This is a genomic window from Arthrobacter sp. NA-172 (assembly GCF_043952055.1).
Lineage (GTDB): Bacteria > Actinomycetota > Actinomycetes > Actinomycetales > Micrococcaceae > Arthrobacter.
On sequence record NZ_JBINOT010000003.1, the window covers coordinates 580,104 to 596,989 of the forward strand.

Genomic DNA, 16,886 nt, shown 5'->3' on the forward strand with positions numbered 1-16,886 from the left:
CAGCGCACGGTCCGCGTCCGAAATGTCAGGTGGCCGGCGGCGTCTGACCGGCGAGGGCGCGGCGGGCCGTCCCGCCCGCAAGCAGTTCGCCGGCCCGCGCTGCGACGAGTTCGCCCAGGAAGCCAATCTCCTCAGGTGCGGGCACCTTGGCCGCCGCCGCGGCCGCCGACTCCAGCACGGTAACCGCCGTCGCCCGCGCATCCCCGGCATCCATGCCCCACGATTCACCTTCCCGGATGACGTGATCCAGGGTGAGGTAGTTCAGCCTTGATTGACCGCCCACGACATGGCCGGCGTTGTTGCTCGGGGCGTACAGCAGCAGGGTGGGGGCGATGTCGTAGAGCGGGGCGAGCAACACTTCGCCTCCGTCCCGAAGCAGCATCGAATAGTTTTTCGAGTGCGCATCACCGTTGCCGATCACGAGGTTGAAAGTGATGGCCCGCAGCAGCGCGCGCCGGAATTCCCGGTCGTCCCGGGTATGCGGTGCCGCGGCTCGCGCGAGCTGGGTCAGGCGGGACGGCGGGGCGGTGGAAGGTTCGTACTTGGAGGTGCTGGCCAGCGCCAGGGCCTGGGTGAAGTCTTCCTGGTGAAGCCGGCTACCGTCCGGAGTCCGGTCGTACCGGGTCACGACGATTGCTTGGCGGGACCCGAACGTCTCCAGATGCGCTTGTGCGGCGGGCAGTCCGGCGGCAGCGGCCACCTTCAGCGCCCAGTCTTCAGAGGCGAGCAGGTGCGGCACCGGCGAATCGAGCGGCTCCGGTTTGATGATGTGCGTGGACACTGCCCCGCGGCCCGGCCAGGCCCAGCCGTCATCGTGCCGGCTTAGCAGCACCTTTGACTGAATCCCGCTCAGCGAAGCGGTAACCGCGAAGTCATCGGGCAGTTCCCAGGCCGGCAGTGCCTCGACGACGCCGACGACCTCATCGAAAGTCATCGGCTGGGATTCGACCGGTCCATTAGGGGACGTACCTGTCGGGAGCGCCTGGACGGCGCCGGCACAGTCGGCGCCAAGGATGGAGAGCAGCCCCAGGGCGTCAGGGGTCGAGAGCCCGTTCTCTGAAGCGAGATGCGAACGAACTTGGCCCTCCGGCAGGAGCCCGTCAAAGTAGTTGTACACCGCGGGCCCGTCGATCTTCTTCCGGTTCACCGGCAGCGACAGGGACAGCAGAACGGAGGAGACGCCGTACTCGCCGACGACGTCCGGGTCGTACTGGAACGACATCCTCAGGCCAGACCCGGCCAGGACGCCGACGTGCACCCCGTGCAGGAATACTTCCAGGCTCTTGTTCCGCGGGCTCATGCCTTGACCTGCAGCTTCGCGAACCGCGGGACCAAGGCGACATCGCGGCCTAGCACCCGTATGGCGTGCATGGCGACGACTACGGAGACTGCTTCGCCGTGCTCGAGCCTCACGATGGTCCGTCGTGCGATGCCGAGCCGGTCCGCCAGGTCCTGTTGGGTCAGGGACGCTTCCTTTCGGGCATCGCTGATGGCCTGCCCCAGGGAGACGGCGTCGACAGCCCGGTAGAACGGCGTTTGTGACATATATTGATCGTACGGGCCTAATCTTCATTTGTGCCAGATATGTCCCATTTGCCCACGACGAGGGTTCGTGATGATCTGGCACACGCGCTGTCCTCGGGCCGCAGACAGGCAGGCATGGTTTCGGGCTCGCTGGAGATGGCTAGCTCACTTCATCAACCGGCTGAGGCCGTCAAGGATGAGGTTTAGCCCGAAGTCGAACTCGTCTCCGAAGTCGTAGCCGGGTTTGAGGACGTGTTCGGTGGCAATTTCCATCATGTGGGGGTATTGCCCAGTCGAGAAACGTTCGACGATCGGCGCTGTGATCGCGGAGGCGGTGTCCCGGCCATCGAAGGGGAGTGCGGCTTCCTGGAGCGCGAATCCGTAGATGTAACTGTCGAGCAGGGCATAGGCGTGGGCTGTCATCTGAACCGAAAAGCCCGCCGCCCTCAAGGTACCCAGCGTCGCTTCGTGGTGGCGTAGGTTGGCTTCGCCAGGGGAAGAACGGCTTTCCAGCAGCCCGATCGCCCACGGGTGGCGTTTCAGCGCGCTGCGCACCGCGTGCGCCCGTCGGTACATTTCCTCCCGCCAGCCGCCCGAGGGGGAAGGTATTGCGATTTCGCTGAAGACCATGTCAACGATGCCGTCTAGGATCTCATCCTTATTCGCCACGTAGTAGTAAAGCGACATGGGTTTCGTTCCCATGCTCTGGGCGAGCGAGCGGATGGTCAGCGCGGCGATTCCCGACTCGTCAGCGAGCTCCACAGCGCAACCGAGCACCCTCTCGCGGCTCAGCGCAAGGCGCCGCGGGGGGAGGTGCTGTGCAGTATCCGGCATCGGGACTCCTCGGACTTTTGGTGATTAGTGCAGTGCTCTAGCGATTTAGTACATTGTACGATAATCTTTTTGGTACAGCGTACGAAAAAGTGGCTGCAAACTGCCATTGTCTGGAAAGGAACGGCCATGACCTCTGCTCAGCATGCTGCGGAGACTCCGATTTCGAGCGGCCCACCCGCGGCGCAGCCGCACGCTCCCGGCACTATGCGGGCCATCGTGCAGGAGGCCTACGGTTCAGCCGACGTTCTGCACATGGCGCAGATCCCCAAACCGAATATTGCCGGGAACGAGGTGCTGGTTCGGGTCCATGCTGCAGGCCTGGACCGGGGCCCTGGCATGTAACCCGGGGCCTGCCATACGCGCTGCGTCTGGCCTTCGGCATCCGGGCCCCCAAAAACCCGGTCCCCGGGCTGGACCTGGCCGGCACGGTCGTTGCGGTGGGAGCGGCAGTGACCCGGTTCGCCGTCGGGGACGAAGTCTTCGGGGTCGGGAAGGGCACTTTCGCCGAGTACGCGACGGCCCGCGAAAGCCAGCTTGCGCTCAAACCGGCGAACATCAGTTTTCAACAGGCCTCCGTGGTCTCGGTTTCCGCTTGCACTGCGCTGCAGGCCCTTCGCGCTGCGGGCCAGATAACGCCGGGCCGGAAGGCGCTGGTCCTTGGCGCCTCCGGCGGAGTGGGCAGTTACGCTGTTCAGCTCGCCAAAGCAGCCGGGGCCGAGGTCACCGGCGTTTGCAGCACAGCGAAAATGGACTTGGTGCGCTCGCTTGGCGCTGATCACGTCGTCGACTACACGAAGCAGGACTTCGCCGACGGCACTGAACATTACGATCTGATCCTTGATATCGCCGGGAACCCCACGCTGGCACGCCTCCGCAGGGCGCTCACCCCTAGCGGCGCGGCCGTTATCACCGGCGGCGAAGAAGGCGGCTTCCTGGACCGGCAGTATCGACAGGCAATTCCGGGCCCTGGCGCTGTCCCCGTTCATCAGCCAGAAGCTCACCATGGTTATGGGCACGCAAGGCGTTGCAGACCTCGAATACCTTGCCGGGCTGCTCGACGCCGGAACCCTTACCCCGATCATCGACCGCAGCTATCCGCTGGAGCAGGTTCCGGACGCCATGCGCTATTTCGACGCCGGCAGAGTGCGGGGAAAAATCGCGATCACCATCCAGGAAGCCCAAGGCAACTGAAACAGGCACTGGCAGTACCCAGCAAACTTGCAGCTCCTGCCCGGTTCCCGCACTGTGTTCCGGTTCTATCCTGAGGGGGTGGAGCAGAGTGCGGAGTCCGGGAGTGGCGATCGGGAAGCCTCGCGGAAAGACCGTGAGTCCCGCTTCAAGTTGAGCCGGCGGGGGTTCCTTACCGGTGCGGGGATGGCAGGCGCGGGATTGGCAGCCGGGCTCGGCATCGCCAGGACAGGTGTGTTGCCCGGAGGAACGGCTCCAGTCAGCGCGGCTACACCGATGGCGGCAGCGTCGCCCTCGCCGTCGGCGAGCAGCACCGCTTCCGCCCCTGCGGTCCGCAGCTTCCTCTCCACCGCCTTGACGGCACCGCACGTCACCAGCTGGTCCACGGGCCCTACCGGTGCGGGCCTGCTGTTCATCGGGCCGATGGGCCACGGCACTAACGGGTTGATCATGGACAACCGGGGCGAACCGGTGTGGATGGAACCGACCGGTGCCGGCGTGACCGACCTTCGGGTACAAGCCTTCGAAGGCCAAGCGGTGTTGACTTATTGGACTGGAATCGGGACGGGCGGACACGGCGCCGGAAAAGGCATCATCATGGATGTCCACTACCGCACCGTGGCCGAAGTCAACACAAGCAACGGGCTGCAAGCGGATCTGCACGAGTTCACCATCACCCCCGCCGGAACGGCCTTGATGATCTCCTATCCCACAGTCCAGCACGACCTGACGTCGGTGGGCGGACCTGCGCAGGGCTACATGTTTGATTGCCATGTCCAAGAAATCGGCATCCGCTCCGGCAAGGTCCTCTTCGACTGGACGGCCTCGGACCATGTCGACCTGACTGAGTCCTATCTACGCCCGTCCGATAACCCCAAGGCCGACGGCTCCGACGCAACGAAAGCGTTCGATCCGTTTCACCTCAACTCCGTGGACGAGAGCGGGGACGCACTCCTTGTTTCGTCCCGCCACACGCACACCGCCTATTTGATTGGCCGTTCGGATGGGAAGATCCGCTGGCGCCTGGGCGGGAAACGCAGCGACTTCTCGATGACTCCGGAATCTGTCTTCGCTTGGCAGCACGATGTTCGGCGCCGGCCCAACGGCACCATCAGTATGTTCGACAACCACTACAACCAAGGCACCACCGGGACATCCCGCGGCCTGCTGCTGGCCGTCGACGAAAAGGCGCGCACCGCCGTCGTCAAGCAGGAGTTCAGCAGGGGCGGCCACCGGGGCGACGCCGAAGGGAACCTTCAGTTCCTGGACAACGGGCACGTCTTGGTGGGCTGGGGCGCGGACCCTGCCGCCACCGAATTCACTCCTGACGGGAAAGCGGTATTCGAGGCGACCGGCTTGGGGGACGCGTCCTACCGCGCCTACCGGTCTGCGTGGACCGGACACCCGGACACTGTCCCCGATCTGGCCGCGGTTCCGGGTAACGGGTCCACAATGCAGCTTTACGCCAGCTGGAACGGCGCAACCGAGGTTGCCAAGTGGAGATTCCTCACCGGAACCGGTCCCGGGTCCATGTCCGAAGCAGTGACGCTTCCGCGGCGCGGCTTTGAGACCTCGACGGCGGTGGCCGTTGCGCCGAAGGCCGCCGTCGAGGCTTTGGACAAGTCCGGCAACGTTTTGGCGACATCCACGGTCATCGCCACCGCCTGAGTCTTGTCTGACCGCGTTACGGCAATATGTGTTCGCGCGCGGCTGCCTCCAAGGCCTCGGCCTCTTCCCTGGCCAAGCGAGTCTCTGCCTCGACGTCGATACGCCGGGTCATCAACCAATACAGCCCGGCGGAGACGGGGAGTCCGATAAACAGCGAGATGTCGGCGCCGTCGAGGGCGTGGGCTATGAACCCGACGAAGAGCTTACCGGCCGAGAAGAAGGGAATCATCACCACAAAGCCGACCACGTAGGAGATGATGCCGGGCCAGCCCCAGCGTCCGTAGATCCCGTCCGGCTTGAAGATCTCGGCGATGGCGTAGTGGCCCTTCCGGACGATGAAGTAGTCGGTGAGGTTGACCGCCGTCCACGGAATGAAGAAGTACAGCACCAGGAGCAGGAAGTCGTTGAAGTTGGCCAGGAAGTCGGCCGAGGCAAGGTTCGCCAGCACCACGGAAATGAGGGCAGTGATGGCGATGGTGATGATCCGGAGCCTTAGCGTCGGCCGGATCTGCCGCACGCTGTCGATGGACGATATGAGGGTCAGCGAACCGCCATACATGTTGAGGGCAGTCACGGAAAGCAATCCCAATGCGGCGACGAACAAGGCGATGCCACCGAATCCGCCGAAGAGCTGATCGGCCGTGGACTTGATCGAGCCGATGGTTTCGAAGTTCTCGCCGGCCGCAGCGCCAATGTACGCGCCCAGGAACATCACCCAAATACCGCCGAGTGCGCTGCCCCAGAACGTCCACCGGAAGGTTCCCCGTCCGCTGGTCGGCGGAAGGTAGCGGGAGTAGTCCGAGACGTAAATGGCCCAGGAGATCTGGTAGCCGGCCGCGACCCCCAGCTGGCCCAGGAACGGCACCAGATGGAAGTCGGCCAGATTGTATGCGCCGGCGGGAATGGCCAGTTTCACGGCCGCAATGGTGAGCAGAGCCAGCATGATGATGGTCAGGTAAGTCAGGTAGCGCTCAAAGGCATGGATGAGGTCGTAGCCGAACAAGGCGATGACGACGGCGACAACGGTGACCACCCAGAACCACAGGTTTTGGGACCCGAAGTTCACCGACTCCGAGATTGCCTGGCCGGCCAGGATGGTGTTGAAGATGTTGAAGCCCGCGTACTGGAGATAGGCGAAGAGCCACACCAGCAGGGCGCCGATGTAGCCGAACTGCGGCCGGGACTGGATCATCTGCGGCAGTCCGAGTTGAGGGCCCTGCGAGGAGTGCGCGGCCATGAACAGCGTGCCGACGAGCACTCCGATGGCGATCGCGAGCAGCGACCAGATCAGGTTGCCGCCGGTAGTGATGCTGATCAACCCCACTGCCAGGGTGGCAATCTGGGCATTGCTGACGAACCATAGCGGTCCGATGTGCGAGACCTTGCCGTGCCGCTCGTTCAGTGGAACATAGTCGATCGACCGGACTTCCAGCCCGCGGCCTGATCCTTTGTCCGTCGTAGTGCTCATGGCGTTTCTCCTTCGACACGTCGGTCCGTCTTGACTTTGGTTTAGCACAGAGTGGCCCTGCCTAGAAGGGATCGTGAGATTCCTGATGGAGGGACCGTGGAGCCCGCTCCCGGGAGCGGGCTGACTTCAGAGGAGCCGGTGGTGCTTCCACATGGGAAATTGGTCCCGGGCCGCCTGAACAGCGTCTGTTGAAATGTCCAGGGTTGCGGTGTCCGGCTCCGTACCCAGGGCAATGCAGGACGGTCCCCATCGGATCAATGAGCATGCTGTAGCCGATGGACACCGGCGGAGTTTGCGAGACAGCCGCCACGAACACCCCGTTTTCTATTGCCCGGGCCTTGGCCAAGGTGGCCCATTGCTCGGTCTTGGCCGTGCCGGGAACCCAGGAAGAACAGACAAGGAGAACCTGGGCCCCTGCATCGGCCAAGATGCGCGCCAGTTCGGGGAAACGCAAGTCGTAGCAGGTCATCAAGCCGAAGGTTGTGCCGCCGCATGAAAAGGTGACGGGTAGGGGCTCCGGGGCCGGCTTGATGTACTCCGACTCGCGGAAGCCCTGGCAGTCGAAGAGGTGTATCTTCCTGTAGCTGGCAAGGCGGGAACCGTCCGGACCGAAGACCACCAGTGTGTTGAAGGCCCGGTCCCGTTCTCCGGATCCTTCCCGTTCTCCGGACGCTTCGAGTAGACCGGCGACTACCGTGATGCCGTGACGTCCCGCCATGGCGGACAGCCTCGCTGCGACCGGTCCGTCAAGGGGTTCGGCCATGTCCACGAAACTCCGGTCCACCCGGCTCTTCTCATACGTTGCGTACTCCGGAAACACAATGAGGTCAGACCCCTCCTGGACGGCCCGGGCACAGTAGTTTTCCATCAGCTCGAGGTTTCGCTCAACGTCGGTGCCGGAATCGATCTGGGCTAGGGTGATGCGCACAACTGTCCTCGTCTCTCAGTGATCCGGCATCACACTCTGATCTGTCTTCATACAAGGGCAGTTTCTTTTTCCTCCATCACCATTTCCGGGGGTGCTTTCCGGAAGCCTTTGGTGATGATGCCCAGGACAACGATGCCGACGCAGAGCCAGATTAGCCCAAGCGTAATGGCGTTCGAATCCAGCTGGGAGAGCAGGAAGCCGTCGATGATGGCTCCCGCCGCCGGCAGAACAACGTAGAACAGGACGCTGAGGCGGTGGCCCGAGCGTCGCTGCCTCAGATAGTAGGCAATGACGGAAACGTTGACGAGAGTGAAAGCCGTAAAGGCGCCGAAGTTGATGAACGATGTGGACGTGGCAACGTCCAGGAACATGGCGATGATTCCCACCGCGCCGGTAATGACCAAGTTGAAAACAGGTGTGTTGAACGACTTGTTCAGCGTCCCGAACACTTTCTTCGGCAGGACCGAATCCCGGCCCATGGCGTAAAGCAGGCGTGAAGCGCTGGCCTGTGCCGCGAGCCCGGAGGCAAACTGGGACACGACGAGTCCAGCCAGGAAAATGGCGCCGAAGAATTGTCCACCGATCTTCAGGGCAATGTCCGATGCCGCTGACGCTGAATCGTCGAAGGTCCCGCCTGGGTGGATTAGTTGGGTGGTGTAGGAGACGACGACGAAGATCGCGCCGCCAATGAGTGCCACGAGCATGATCGCCTTCGGGACCGTCTTTTTTGGCTCGATGGTTTCCTCGGTGAGGGTGGATACGGCGTCGAAGCCCAGGAACGAGTATGCGGCGATTGCGGCTCCGGCGGTGATCTTGTCGAAGCTCGACGTGTCGTTGAAGAAGGGAGCGGTGCTGACCAAGGCGCTCGCGCCGGAGGTTGAGACCAAGGTTCCCACGGACAGGGCAACGAACAGGACAATCACCAGAAGCTGAAAAGCCATCAGTAGATAGTTGGCCTTGTCCGCGACTTTGACGCCAACCACATTCAGCAGCGTGGTGATGGCAATGAACGCCAGAATCCAGACGCCGATGGGAATATCAGGGAACTGGGCTGTCAGGTAAGAGCCGCCGATCAGCCAGATGACCATCGGCAGGAACAGGTAGTCCAGCAGGACGGCCCAACCAGCCAGGAACCCGATCCGGGAATCGATGGATCGCCTGATGTAGGTGTACGCGGAGCCCGCCACGGGATACGCAACAGCCATGCGTCCGTAGCTCTGGGCGGTGAAGAGCATGGCGACCATGGCCACCAGATAGGCCGACGGCGATGCGCCGCCGGTGGTCTCTGCGATCACTCCGAATATCGCCAGCACGATCAACGGGGTCAGATAAGCCAGCCCGAAGAGGACCAGCGAGGGCAGTTTTAGGGCGCGCGTGAGGCTCGGTTGCGTTGTCACCGGTGGTTCCTTAGGAGTTGGAGGACCGCGGGGTCCACGTGGTCGGGTCGAAGCGGCCTTGGTAGACCGGCAGCTCGATGGCCGGTTCGCCGGCGCGGAATTGGGACCAGGGACGGTTGAGGTTTTCGGTTCCGTGCGTGCGGACATGTTCGACGGCGGAAAGGTCCAGTTCCGCAGCGAGAAGGGTCGGGGCGTCGTCGTCGGCCTCGGCAATGGTGTTTCCCTCAGGGTCGACGATCAAGCTCAGCCCCTTGCCAGTCGGGCCCGCGCAGTTGACGCTGACCATGAAGACCTGGTTCACAATGGCGTTTGCCTTGGCGAGGACGAGTTCTTGCTTGCGGTCCGGCGTCGTGGTTTTCACGACGTTGAGGATGACTTCGGCGCCCATCCACGCCAGCTGGCGGGTTACCTCAGGGAACCACGCGTCGTAGCAAATGTTCAGGCCCACCCTGCCGATCCCTTCCAGGTCAACGGTGGTGAATCGGTCGCCGGGGTCGTAGGGCTCAAAGGGGCGCCAAGGGAAGACCTTGCGGTAGTAGCCGGCAAGATCGCCATCCGGGGAAAGGACCAACTGGGTATTGAACAATTGACCCTCAGGGCCGCGTTCGCAGACGCTGCCCGGAACCAGCCAGATGCCCAGGTCCGCTGCGAGCTGCCGCAGCTCGTTGACGCGCGGGCCGTCCAGCGGCTCGGCCGAGTCCTGCAGCACTTCGGTACGTTGCAGGTCCGGGTTGGAATCCCCGAAGAGGTGCAGCTCCGGGAAAACCACGAGCTTGCTATGCGGTTGGATCGCGACGGCGGCGGCGACCTCGTCTGCGAAGGCCTGGAGCGGCTCGCCGATCAGCCGGGGCGGCGCTTGGGCGGCGATGAGGGGAAGGATGCGTTGCACGGTTTTCTCCACGTTGTCGTTGTGACTCGTCTCATATTAGATCATAATGATCTAATAAAGGGAAGGTGGATTTTGCCCCGTAAAGTAGCGAACATGACCCGTCAGCTTGAAGACACCACCGGCGACTCGCCCATCGAAGCTGCCCCTCTGCTTGGCATCGACCGCAGGAGCGCGATCGACGCCGTGCGGCTGCGGATCGGGATGGCCATCTCCTTGGGGCTGCTGCAGCCGGGCGAGAGGTTGCCGGACCAACAGGACGTCGCGCTCGGCCTGTCGGTGAGTCCGATCACCGCGCGCAGGGCCTTGGCAAGCCTGGCCGACCAGGGCATCGTGGTGCGCCGTCGTGGACGCGGCGGCGGAACGTTTGTCGCTGACGAGCCGCCGCGGAGCGTCTTGGAGCAGCTTGCCGCGTCCCCCGCCGAATCACATGCGGTGAACCGATTGGTGGACCGGCGCCTGCTTTTCGAATGTGCCGTAACGCATTTCGCCGCGGTCAATGCCACGGGTGAGCAACTCGACGAACTGGAGCGGCTCACCCAGGAAATGGCCGCATCGAGCAACTGGTCGGAGTACCACCAGACCGATGAGCGGTTTCACCGGCTAGTCGCGGCGTCCTCTGCTTTAGGCCCGGCCGTCGATGTCTACAACGAGGCCTTGGCGGAACTGTATGCGTACTTCATCCCGTACCCCATAGAGCTTCTCCACGAATCCAACCGGGATCACATTGCACTTGTGGATGCATTGCGGGCCGGTGACGGTCGCGGCGCCGTCGAGGTGTCGTGGCGGCACGTCGACGTGTTGCACAAGACCATGTTCATGGGTCTGGCAGCCGCCTCCGTGCCACCTCAACAGCGAGTCGTTCCCGGCTGGCGGCCCGGTCTGCCACCTTGCGGTCCCGCTCTGCACGGGTGATGGTCCATTCCGTGGCGGCAAGCTCTTGTTGCAACGCAACCAGCTTGTCCTTCGTGGCTTTGACCTCGACGGCGAGCCGCTCACCGCGGTCCACGGCCTCCGACTTTTCACGCTCGGCCCGGGCCAGTTCCAGGTCGGCCTTGACCGCATTGTGCTCTGCCTCGGCCAACGCGACTTTCGCCTTCTCGCGTTCGCGCTTTGAGTCGGCGCCTGCGCGCTGCCGGCCGCCGTCGTCGGGCACTTCCCCGGCGGGAGGCGCCGCCGCAATGGTCGCAAAGTCGGGCAACGCCACCGCCCCGAGAAGGTCCACAGCTTCCAAACCGTTCGTGGAAAGTGTGCGCACCAGCATCCCGCTGCGGAGCGCCACGGCGGCGCCGGGATCCGTCATGGCGGCCCGCAAGGTGGCCTCGATTTCCACCGCTGCGGCGCCGCTCACCTTGACGCCCAGGCCTTCGGCTATGGCGCGGGCCCGCTCGACGGCGGCCGCCAAGACCCGCGGGCGCTGCTGTCCCAGCGATCGCAGGCGGCTGGGGTCCTGCTCTTCCTGGGCCTTGCCGAGGGAGGCTCCAAGCTCCAGGACCACGGCGAATTCCTTGGCGCCGTGCCGGACCAGCATGTTGACCGCCCACGCCGGCGTCGAAGGCTTGGGCAACTGGGAGATCTGCTTCGCCAGCTCCGCATTCCCGCCGGACTTCGCCTCCTTTGCCCGGGCACTGCGGACCGCCGTGAACGCGGAAGGAACCAAAGTGTAAAGTTCGACGGCGGTCGCGGTCAGCTCCACGGTGGCAGCCAGAGCCCGGCTAATCGGCGAGGAATTGAGCGAGCGCGCCTGCCATGACCTCCGGCTCCCATCCATGGTTGGCGCCTGGAATGGTGGCCTTGCGTGCACTCGGGATGTTGGCCACGATGGAGTCGGCTGCTTTGGGCATGATCGGAATGGTTTGCTCGCCGACGATCGCGAGCGTGGGCTGGGTGACCCCGGACCACAATTCGGCGCGAGGCGCCGACTGGGACCACGCGAGGGATTCGGCGTCGGCCAAAAGGCTGGGGCCCAATTCGAGCATGATGGGCCATCCTGGACTGTTCTTGGCGCCAGCCAGCCACTCCGGCGGCATGTCCTTCATGTAGTACTCGATGGTGCCGGCCTTGTCGCCGGAGGCGATCCGTTCCTGGAGCCCGGCGAAGAACTCAGCCCCGCCAGTGCCGAGTTCATCGCTCAGGGGGACTTCCCACAGCGCGAGCTTCGTGACAGGTAGGCCCGCTGCCGCGGCGGCCAGGGAAATTGCACCACCGGAAGAGCTTCCGAAGAGGGCCGCCGAGCCGCCTGCGATCTCGATGAGCGCCGCCAGATCGTCGATATCGTCCTTCAATGTGAAGGACGAAGCGTCCGCGCTTTCGCCGCGCCCGCGCCTGTCGTAGTTGAAGACCGTGAACCCATTCGCCGCGAGGAGCTTTCCCATCTCCGTCGTGGTGGGGTCGAAACCCCTGAATTGCATAGCACCAGCGACCAGGACCACCGCCGGGCCGTCGCCGTGCTGCTCATACCCGATGCGGGTACCGTCTTTCGAGATCGCAAATTCGGACATCCCAAATCCTTCGAAGTAGAGGGCAAGCGTTCCTCAACTCTGTGCCCGGCACGTCGCGCGGTCAAGAGAGCGCAGTCAAGAGAACAGGTCAAGAGAACAGGTCATGAGGAGGGTGCCCGGTGTGGGGGAGTTCTTAAGAGCTTCTTAAATACCCTCAGGCAGAGTGGAAACAGGCCGCGCAACGGCCGCCAACTTGAACCGGAGAATCCCATGTCACAATTCGCCAGCCGGAACGCCGCTGGAGCCGGCGCGTGCGCCGTCGTCCGCAACAGGGTGCCCCTGCTTCCGCAGCCCAGGTATTGGCTATTGTGGGCGATTGCCCTGTCTGCAGCAGTCCTCGCCATCGGCTTCACTGTGCAGATGGCTGCGGGCGTGACCGCTGGAGAACTGGGCGTTGACCAGGAACTCAGCCGCCACCACGTGGCTGCGCTGACGACGCTGGCCATGGCCCTGAACACCCTCTTCGCCCCGGTGGCGGGAGCCTGCATTATCCTGGCTATCGGTTTGTACCTCTTCCTGGTGCGCAAGTCCTTCGTGCGGGCCGTCATGTTTGTCCTGGTGGCGTGTTCGGGATGGGCGGCCAGCGAAGTTTTCAAGCTCATCGTTGCCCGCTACCGGCCCAATCCTGCGCTTCTTTTCGATCCGCTGGCCCCGGAAACCGGGTCCAACAGCTTTCCCAGCGGCCACACCGCCTTCGCCGTAGCCCTCGCCTTTGCCCTGTACTTCCTGGTGCGGGGCACCCGGTGGGGCGTTATCACCGCTTGGGCCGGAGCCGTCGTGGCCGTCGTGGTGGCATGGTCCCGGATATACATCGGGGTGCATTACCCCAGCGATGTGGTGGCATCCTTCCTGGCAGCCACCGCCGCTGTCATAGCGTTGTCCGGTCTCTGGAACCGATACGCGCCGCGGTTCTTGGGAGCTGCCCCAGACGAAGCCCCAGAAGAAGCCCCATCAAACTCCAACGGATCCTGAGGAGGACCAATGCACGCACTGTCTGCCATGCCGGCATTCCTTGACCCCGCCAGCCTTCTCCAAGGCTTGGGCCCGGCCGCGCTGGGCGTGGTGGCGCTCATGGTGTTCATCGAATCCGGGCTGCTTTTCCCCTTTCTGCCCGGTGATTCATTGCTGTTCACCGCAGGTTTGCTCCACCAGCAACTGCAAGTAGGACTGCCCGTATTGATCGGCATCGTGACGGTTGCCGCCATCGCCGGAGACCAGATCGGCTACATGCTTGGCCGGAAGTTCGGCCGGCGCTGGTTCAAGGACGATGCCCGCATCCTGAAAACCGCACATTTGGACAAGGCCGAGGAATTCTTCAAACGCCGTGGTGGACCGGCGATTGTCCTGGCCCGCTTCGTTCCGGTGGTGCGGACATTTGCACCACTGAGCGCAGGAATTGCCCGTTATGACTACAAATCCTTCACCCTCTGGAACATCGCGGGCGCCCTCATCTGGGGATCGTCGGTCACCCTCCTGGGATCATGGTTGGGACACTTTGACTTCGTGGCAAAGAACATCGACGTCATTGCCGTCATCATGGTCGCGGTCTCGGTCCTGCCGTGGGGAGTCGAATTCCTGAAGCAACGCCGGAAAGCCAAAGTTGGCGCCACGAACGGGCAGGCTGACGAGTAAGAGGCGTTTGACGGAAGAATGGCAGCATGACAACAGCTGAGCGGCCGTCCATCCTTCTGATCGAGGATGACGCCGCCCTCGGGCCGCTCATCAGTGAGCTGCTCGAGCAGGACTTCTCCGTCCGCCTGGCCGTCAACGGTCGCGATGGCCTCCACCTCGGCCTCACGCAAAGCTGGGACGCGATGGTCATTGATCGCGGGCTGCCCGTTATGGACGGCATTTCCCTGATCGAAGCCCTTCGCGCCAAGGGAATCGCCACCCCGATCCTCATCCTGACGGCGCTCGGCGCCACTGATGAGAAGGTTCGGGGCCTCGACGCCGGCGCGAATGACTACATGAGCAAACCGTTCGATGCAATGGAACTGGCCGCCCGACTGCGGGCCCTCACCAGGACGTACGAGCTGCCGCCCAGGACCTTGGGGATCGGGGATTGGGAGCTCGACGCCGGTGCCCGCGCCGTGCGTTCCGTGTACGGTGACGTGGTTACCCTGACACCGAAAGAAGCCGGGCTACTCGAAACCCTGGCCAGCGAACCCGAACGGGTTTTCACCCGTGAAGACCTCATCAACGCCCTGTTCAACCCTACGGACCAGCCCGGCGTGATTGATACCTACGTCCACCACTTGCGCCGCAAGATCTCCAAAACGGCGATCCGGACAGTCCACGGCCTCGGATACCAGATCGGCAACCCCCATGACTGAGGACCCGCGATATGACTGACAAGCCGGACCAGGCGACGCTGCGCAAAGCCTCGCTCAAGATCGCCCTGCGTATCAGTGCGGCCTGCGCGGTCTTGGTGCTCTGCCTCCTGGCCGCCGCCGCGATCTATCTTTTCAACCAGGCGCAGCAGTCCGGATTGCCTGGATCGAGTGAATCCGATTCGGTCTACGCGTTCGTGGATACCAAGGATTTCCTCAAGGCCATGATCGTCGCCGGAGTTGGCGGGATCCTCCTTGCTGGCGGCATCGGCTGGCTCAGTGCGCGGAGCGCCATCAGGCCATTGAGCGAAGCCCTGGCTTTGCAACGACGCTTCGTGCAAGATGCCAGCCATGAATTGCGCACACCCCTGCGCCATCCTGGATGCCCGCGTCCAGCTTGCCCAACGCGATGCGGCCCAGGACTCGAAGACAGGCCAGGCGCTCGCCCGGATCCGCAATGACACGGCGACCCTCACCGGCATTGTCAACGAATTGCTTGTGGCTGCCACCGGCTCGCCGCCCGATGCCGACTCGGAGCCAAGCGACCTCGCCAAGGTCGCCGCCGCCGTCGTCGAGAGTTTGCAACAGCTCGCCGGGGAGAAGGACGTCCGCGTCACCTTCACTGAGAACGGCCGCCCCTACGCACTCATCGACAGCAACGGGTTCCGTCGTGCTGTCCTGGCATTGGCAGACAACGCATTGGAACACACTCCCGCGGGTGGCCAGGTGGAAATCACGACGGCGGTGCTCGGCAACCGGGCAGTGGTCACCGTCTCGGACTCCGGAGCCGGGATCATGGGCGTGGACCAAGCAGGATCTTTGATCGCTTCGTGAAGACACGCAGCCCGGAAGGCACGACAGGGCCGCGCAGCTTCGGGATCGGCTTGTCGCTGGTCCGGGAAATCATCACAGCGGCCGGAGGCTCTGTGGGGGTCGAGCGCAGTGGCCCGCGCGGAACGGTCATGAAGATCACGCTGCCGCTTGCCCTCGCGCAGCCGTAGAGCAAGGAACCGTCAGCCCTCTGCCGGGAAGGCCACGCCTTCGCCCACCACGCGGAGGCACAATTCCGTCCCGGGTTTGGTGATGGATGCGTTCCAGTGGCGGATGGTGATGATTTCGCCGCCCCCTGGGACCGGCCGGGGGGCGCCCTCGGTGGCAGCACCGTCGCTGGAAGTGCGCGGCGCGAGCTTGATCCGGACGGTGGTCTCGGGTCCGAAGTAGTCGGTATCGACCACGACGCCGCGGATGGGGCCGTCGGGGGCGATCCGGATCTGCTCCGGGCGCAGCATCAACTGCACAAGGCCCTGTGCCGGGGGACGGCGAACCGGAATTCCGCCCAGCGAACACGTAGCCAAGGATCCCTCCATCCAGGCGTCCAGGACTGACGGCGTCGCCGAGGAATTCGGCCGTGGCGCGGTCTGCGGGACGGGTGTACACCACGAACGGGTTACCGATCTGTGCCAGCTTCCCGCCGCGCATGATCGCTACTTGGTCCGCGAAGGAAAGGGCCTCGGCTTGATCGTGCATCACCAGGATGGTGGTAACGCCGGCGTCGCTCAGGACCTTTGCGACGGCGCGTCGCGTGGCGACGCGAAGGCCGGCGTCGAGGGCCGAGAACGGCTCGTCGAGCAGCATCAGCTCCGGTTCGCGGGCCAGGGCGCGGGCAAGCGCCACCCGCTGCTGCTGGCCACCGGAGAGTTGGTGAGGCCGGCGCTTCGCCATGTCCGCATCGAGCGACACCATGTCGAGGAGCTTCCTGGACCCGCGTCTTCACGGCTCGGCGGCCGCCGTCGAGCGTTGATCTGTCCAGCCCGAACGCGATGTTTTGTCCCACCGTAAGGTGCGGGAAAAGGGCTCCGTCCTGGGCGACGTAGCCTACTTGGCGCCTATGCGCCGGTAGCCAGACGCCGTTCCCGGCCACCACCTTGTCATTGAGGCTGATGGACCCGGTATCCGGGTGTTCGAAACCGGCGATCAGTCGCAGCAAGGTGGTCTTGCCGGAGCCGGAGGGTCCTACGATGGCGGTGGTCCCGCCCTTGGCCACGGAAAGATTCACGCCCTTGAGCACCGCCTGGGGTCCGAAGTTCTTGGTGACCTCGGCGATGTCCAGGTGGCTGTTGGTGGTGGGCGCCACGGATGCCGCGATGCGGGGTGACGGAAGG

The 16,886-nt window shown here is 63.9% G+C and carries 18 protein-coding genes and 2 pseudogenes; 10 read left to right on the plus strand and 10 right to left on the minus strand.

Going from position 1 to position 16,886, the window contains the following annotated elements:
* Positions 1-25: 25 nt before the first annotated feature.
* From ACF0H6_RS16735 to ACF0H6_RS16745, 3 genes are all read right to left on the minus strand, one after another.
* A complete protein-coding gene (locus ACF0H6_RS16735) occupies positions 26-1,300 on the minus strand; it encodes a type II toxin-antitoxin system HipA family toxin (protein ID WP_395250653.1) in 1,275 nt (424 codons plus the stop codon).
* Complete coding sequence (locus ACF0H6_RS16740) at positions 1,297-1,545, minus strand: helix-turn-helix transcriptional regulator (protein ID WP_395250654.1); 249 nt, start codon at positions 1,543-1,545, stop codon at positions 1,297-1,299. Before ACF0H6_RS16740 ends, ACF0H6_RS16735 begins: the two co-directional genes overlap by 4 nt.
* A gap of 144 nt (positions 1,546-1,689) precedes the next feature.
* Positions 1,690-2,358, minus strand: a complete 669-nt coding sequence (locus tag ACF0H6_RS16745; protein ID WP_395250655.1) for a TetR/AcrR family transcriptional regulator — start codon at positions 2,356-2,358, stop codon at positions 1,690-1,692.
* Between the two features lie 437 nt (positions 2,359-2,795).
* Between ACF0H6_RS16745 and ACF0H6_RS16750 the strand changes: the two are divergent.
* The 3 genes and pseudogenes from ACF0H6_RS16750 to ACF0H6_RS16760 all read left to right on the plus strand — a co-directional run.
* Positions 2,796-3,221, plus strand: a pseudogene (locus ACF0H6_RS16750) (NAD(P)-dependent alcohol dehydrogenase); the annotation flags it as partial.
* Positions 3,196-3,549: a zinc-binding dehydrogenase gene (locus ACF0H6_RS16755; protein ID WP_395250656.1), complete on the plus strand. Its 354-nt coding sequence runs from the start codon at positions 3,196-3,198 to the stop codon at positions 3,547-3,549. The pseudogene ACF0H6_RS16750 and the gene ACF0H6_RS16755, both read left to right, overlap by 26 nt.
* 78 nt (positions 3,550-3,627) lie before the next feature.
* On the plus strand, positions 3,628-5,214 hold the full coding sequence (locus ACF0H6_RS16760) for an arylsulfotransferase family protein (protein ID WP_395250657.1): 1,587 nt from the start codon (positions 3,628-3,630) through the stop codon (positions 5,212-5,214).
* Positions 5,215-5,230: 16 nt separating this feature from the next.
* On the opposite strand, the gene ACF0H6_RS16765 is transcribed toward ACF0H6_RS16760, so the two are convergent.
* The 4 genes from ACF0H6_RS16765 to ACF0H6_RS16780 all read right to left on the minus strand — a co-directional run bounded on the left by ACF0H6_RS16765 (position 5,231) and on the right by ACF0H6_RS16780 (position 9,908).
* Complete coding sequence (locus tag ACF0H6_RS16765; RefSeq protein WP_395250658.1) at positions 5,231-6,682, minus strand: purine-cytosine permease family protein; 1,452 nt, start codon at positions 6,680-6,682, stop codon at positions 5,231-5,233.
* Between the two features lie 61 nt (positions 6,683-6,743).
* On the minus strand, positions 6,744-7,610 hold the full coding sequence (locus ACF0H6_RS16770) for a carbon-nitrogen hydrolase family protein (RefSeq protein ID WP_395250659.1): 867 nt from the start codon (positions 7,608-7,610) through the stop codon (positions 6,744-6,746).
* A 47-nt stretch (positions 7,611-7,657) separates the two neighbouring features.
* On the minus strand, positions 7,658-9,007 hold the full coding sequence (locus tag ACF0H6_RS16775) for an APC family permease (RefSeq protein ID WP_395250660.1): 1,350 nt from the start codon (positions 9,005-9,007) through the stop codon (positions 7,658-7,660).
* Positions 9,008-9,017: 10 nt separating this feature from the next.
* The gene (locus tag ACF0H6_RS16780) at positions 9,018-9,908 is read right to left on the minus strand and encodes a carbon-nitrogen hydrolase family protein (protein WP_395250661.1); all 891 of its coding nucleotides are present in this window, start codon (positions 9,906-9,908) and stop codon (positions 9,018-9,020) included.
* Positions 9,909-9,989: 81 nt separating this feature from the next.
* Here ACF0H6_RS16780 and ACF0H6_RS16785 point away from each other — a divergent pair, with 81 nt between their 5' ends.
* Complete coding sequence (locus ACF0H6_RS16785; protein ID WP_395250662.1) at positions 9,990-10,808, plus strand: FadR/GntR family transcriptional regulator; 819 nt, start codon at positions 9,990-9,992, stop codon at positions 10,806-10,808.
* Here the strand turns inward: ACF0H6_RS16785 and ACF0H6_RS16790 are convergent.
* Both ACF0H6_RS16790 and ACF0H6_RS16795 read right to left on the minus strand, forming a co-directional pair.
* Positions 10,711-11,664, minus strand: coding sequence for a hypothetical protein (locus ACF0H6_RS16790; protein WP_395250663.1), 954 nt, complete (start codon positions 11,662-11,664; stop codon positions 10,711-10,713). The two genes, ACF0H6_RS16785 and ACF0H6_RS16790, sit on opposite strands and share 98 nt — an antisense overlap.
* Complete coding sequence (locus ACF0H6_RS16795) at positions 11,609-12,394, minus strand: alpha/beta fold hydrolase (RefSeq protein WP_395250664.1); 786 nt, start codon at positions 12,392-12,394, stop codon at positions 11,609-11,611. The genes ACF0H6_RS16790 and ACF0H6_RS16795 overlap by 56 nt, the downstream gene beginning before the upstream one ends.
* 210 nt (positions 12,395-12,604) lie before the next feature.
* Here ACF0H6_RS16795 and ACF0H6_RS16800 point away from each other — a divergent pair, with 210 nt between their 5' ends.
* The 6 genes from ACF0H6_RS16800 to ACF0H6_RS16825 are packed head-to-tail and all read left to right on the plus strand — an operon-like array spanning position 12,605 to position 15,725.
* Positions 12,605-13,366 carry a phosphatase PAP2 family protein gene (locus ACF0H6_RS16800; protein ID WP_395250665.1) on the plus strand — a complete coding sequence of 254 codons (762 nt, stop codon included), beginning with the start codon at positions 12,605-12,607 and terminating at the stop codon, positions 13,364-13,366.
* Positions 13,367-13,375: 9 nt separating this feature from the next.
* A complete protein-coding gene (locus ACF0H6_RS16805; protein WP_395250666.1) occupies positions 13,376-14,026 on the plus strand; it encodes a DedA family protein in 651 nt (216 codons plus the stop codon).
* Positions 14,027-14,052: 26 nt separating this feature from the next.
* Positions 14,053-14,727 carry a response regulator transcription factor gene (locus ACF0H6_RS16810; protein WP_395250667.1) on the plus strand — a complete coding sequence of 225 codons (675 nt, stop codon included), beginning with the start codon at positions 14,053-14,055 and terminating at the stop codon, positions 14,725-14,727.
* Between the two features lie 11 nt (positions 14,728-14,738).
* On the plus strand, positions 14,739-15,185 hold the full coding sequence (locus tag ACF0H6_RS16815) for a hypothetical protein (RefSeq protein WP_395250668.1): 447 nt from the start codon (positions 14,739-14,741) through the stop codon (positions 15,183-15,185).
* The gene (locus ACF0H6_RS16820) at positions 15,076-15,558 is read left to right on the plus strand and encodes an ATP-binding protein (RefSeq protein ID WP_395250669.1); all 483 of its coding nucleotides are present in this window, start codon (positions 15,076-15,078) and stop codon (positions 15,556-15,558) included. The genes ACF0H6_RS16815 and ACF0H6_RS16820 overlap by 110 nt, the downstream gene beginning before the upstream one ends.
* Entirely contained in the window at positions 15,540-15,725 is a 186-nt protein-coding gene (locus tag ACF0H6_RS16825; RefSeq protein WP_395251345.1) for an ATP-binding protein, read from the plus strand. The genes ACF0H6_RS16820 and ACF0H6_RS16825 overlap by 19 nt, the downstream gene beginning before the upstream one ends.
* 12 nt (positions 15,726-15,737) lie before the next feature.
* Here ACF0H6_RS16825 and ACF0H6_RS16830 read toward each other — a convergent pair.
* Positions 15,738-16,870: pseudogene (locus ACF0H6_RS16830) on the minus strand (ABC transporter ATP-binding protein).
* Positions 16,871-16,886: the final 16 nt, after the last annotated feature.

Excerpts from the sequence above, each read along its gene's own strand:
- ACF0H6_RS16800 (WP_395250665.1), top strand. The coding sequence starts at position 12,605 with ATGTCACAATTCGCCAGCCGGAACGCCGCTGGAGCCGGCGCGTGCGCC.
- ACF0H6_RS16810 (WP_395250667.1), top strand. The coding sequence starts at position 14,053 with ATGACAACAGCTGAGCGGCCGTCCATCCTTCTGATCGAGGATGACGCC.
- ACF0H6_RS16795 (WP_395250664.1), bottom strand. The coding sequence starts at position 12,394 with ATGTCCGAATTTGCGATCTCGAAAGACGGTACCCGCATCGGGTATGAG.
- ACF0H6_RS16765 (WP_395250658.1), bottom strand. The coding sequence starts at position 6,682 with ATGAGCACTACGACGGACAAAGGATCAGGCCGCGGGCTGGAAGTCCGG.
- ACF0H6_RS16785 (WP_395250662.1), top strand. The coding sequence starts at position 9,990 with ATGACCCGTCAGCTTGAAGACACCACCGGCGACTCGCCCATCGAAGCT.
- ACF0H6_RS16745 (WP_395250655.1), bottom strand. The coding sequence starts at position 2,358 with ATGCCGGATACTGCACAGCACCTCCCCCCGCGGCGCCTTGCGCTGAGC.
- ACF0H6_RS16790 (WP_395250663.1), bottom strand. The coding sequence starts at position 11,664 with ATGGATGGGAGCCGGAGGTCATGGCAGGCGCGCTCGCTCAATTCCTCG.
- ACF0H6_RS16735 (WP_395250653.1), bottom strand. The coding sequence starts at position 1,300 with ATGAGCCCGCGGAACAAGAGCCTGGAAGTATTCCTGCACGGGGTGCAC.
- ACF0H6_RS16805 (WP_395250666.1), top strand. The coding sequence starts at position 13,376 with ATGCACGCACTGTCTGCCATGCCGGCATTCCTTGACCCCGCCAGCCTT.
- ACF0H6_RS16815 (WP_395250668.1), top strand. The coding sequence starts at position 14,739 with ATGACTGACAAGCCGGACCAGGCGACGCTGCGCAAAGCCTCGCTCAAG.
- ACF0H6_RS16820 (WP_395250669.1), top strand. The coding sequence starts at position 15,076 with ATGAATTGCGCACACCCCTGCGCCATCCTGGATGCCCGCGTCCAGCTT.
- ACF0H6_RS16740 (WP_395250654.1), bottom strand. The coding sequence starts at position 1,545 with ATGTCACAAACGCCGTTCTACCGGGCTGTCGACGCCGTCTCCCTGGGG.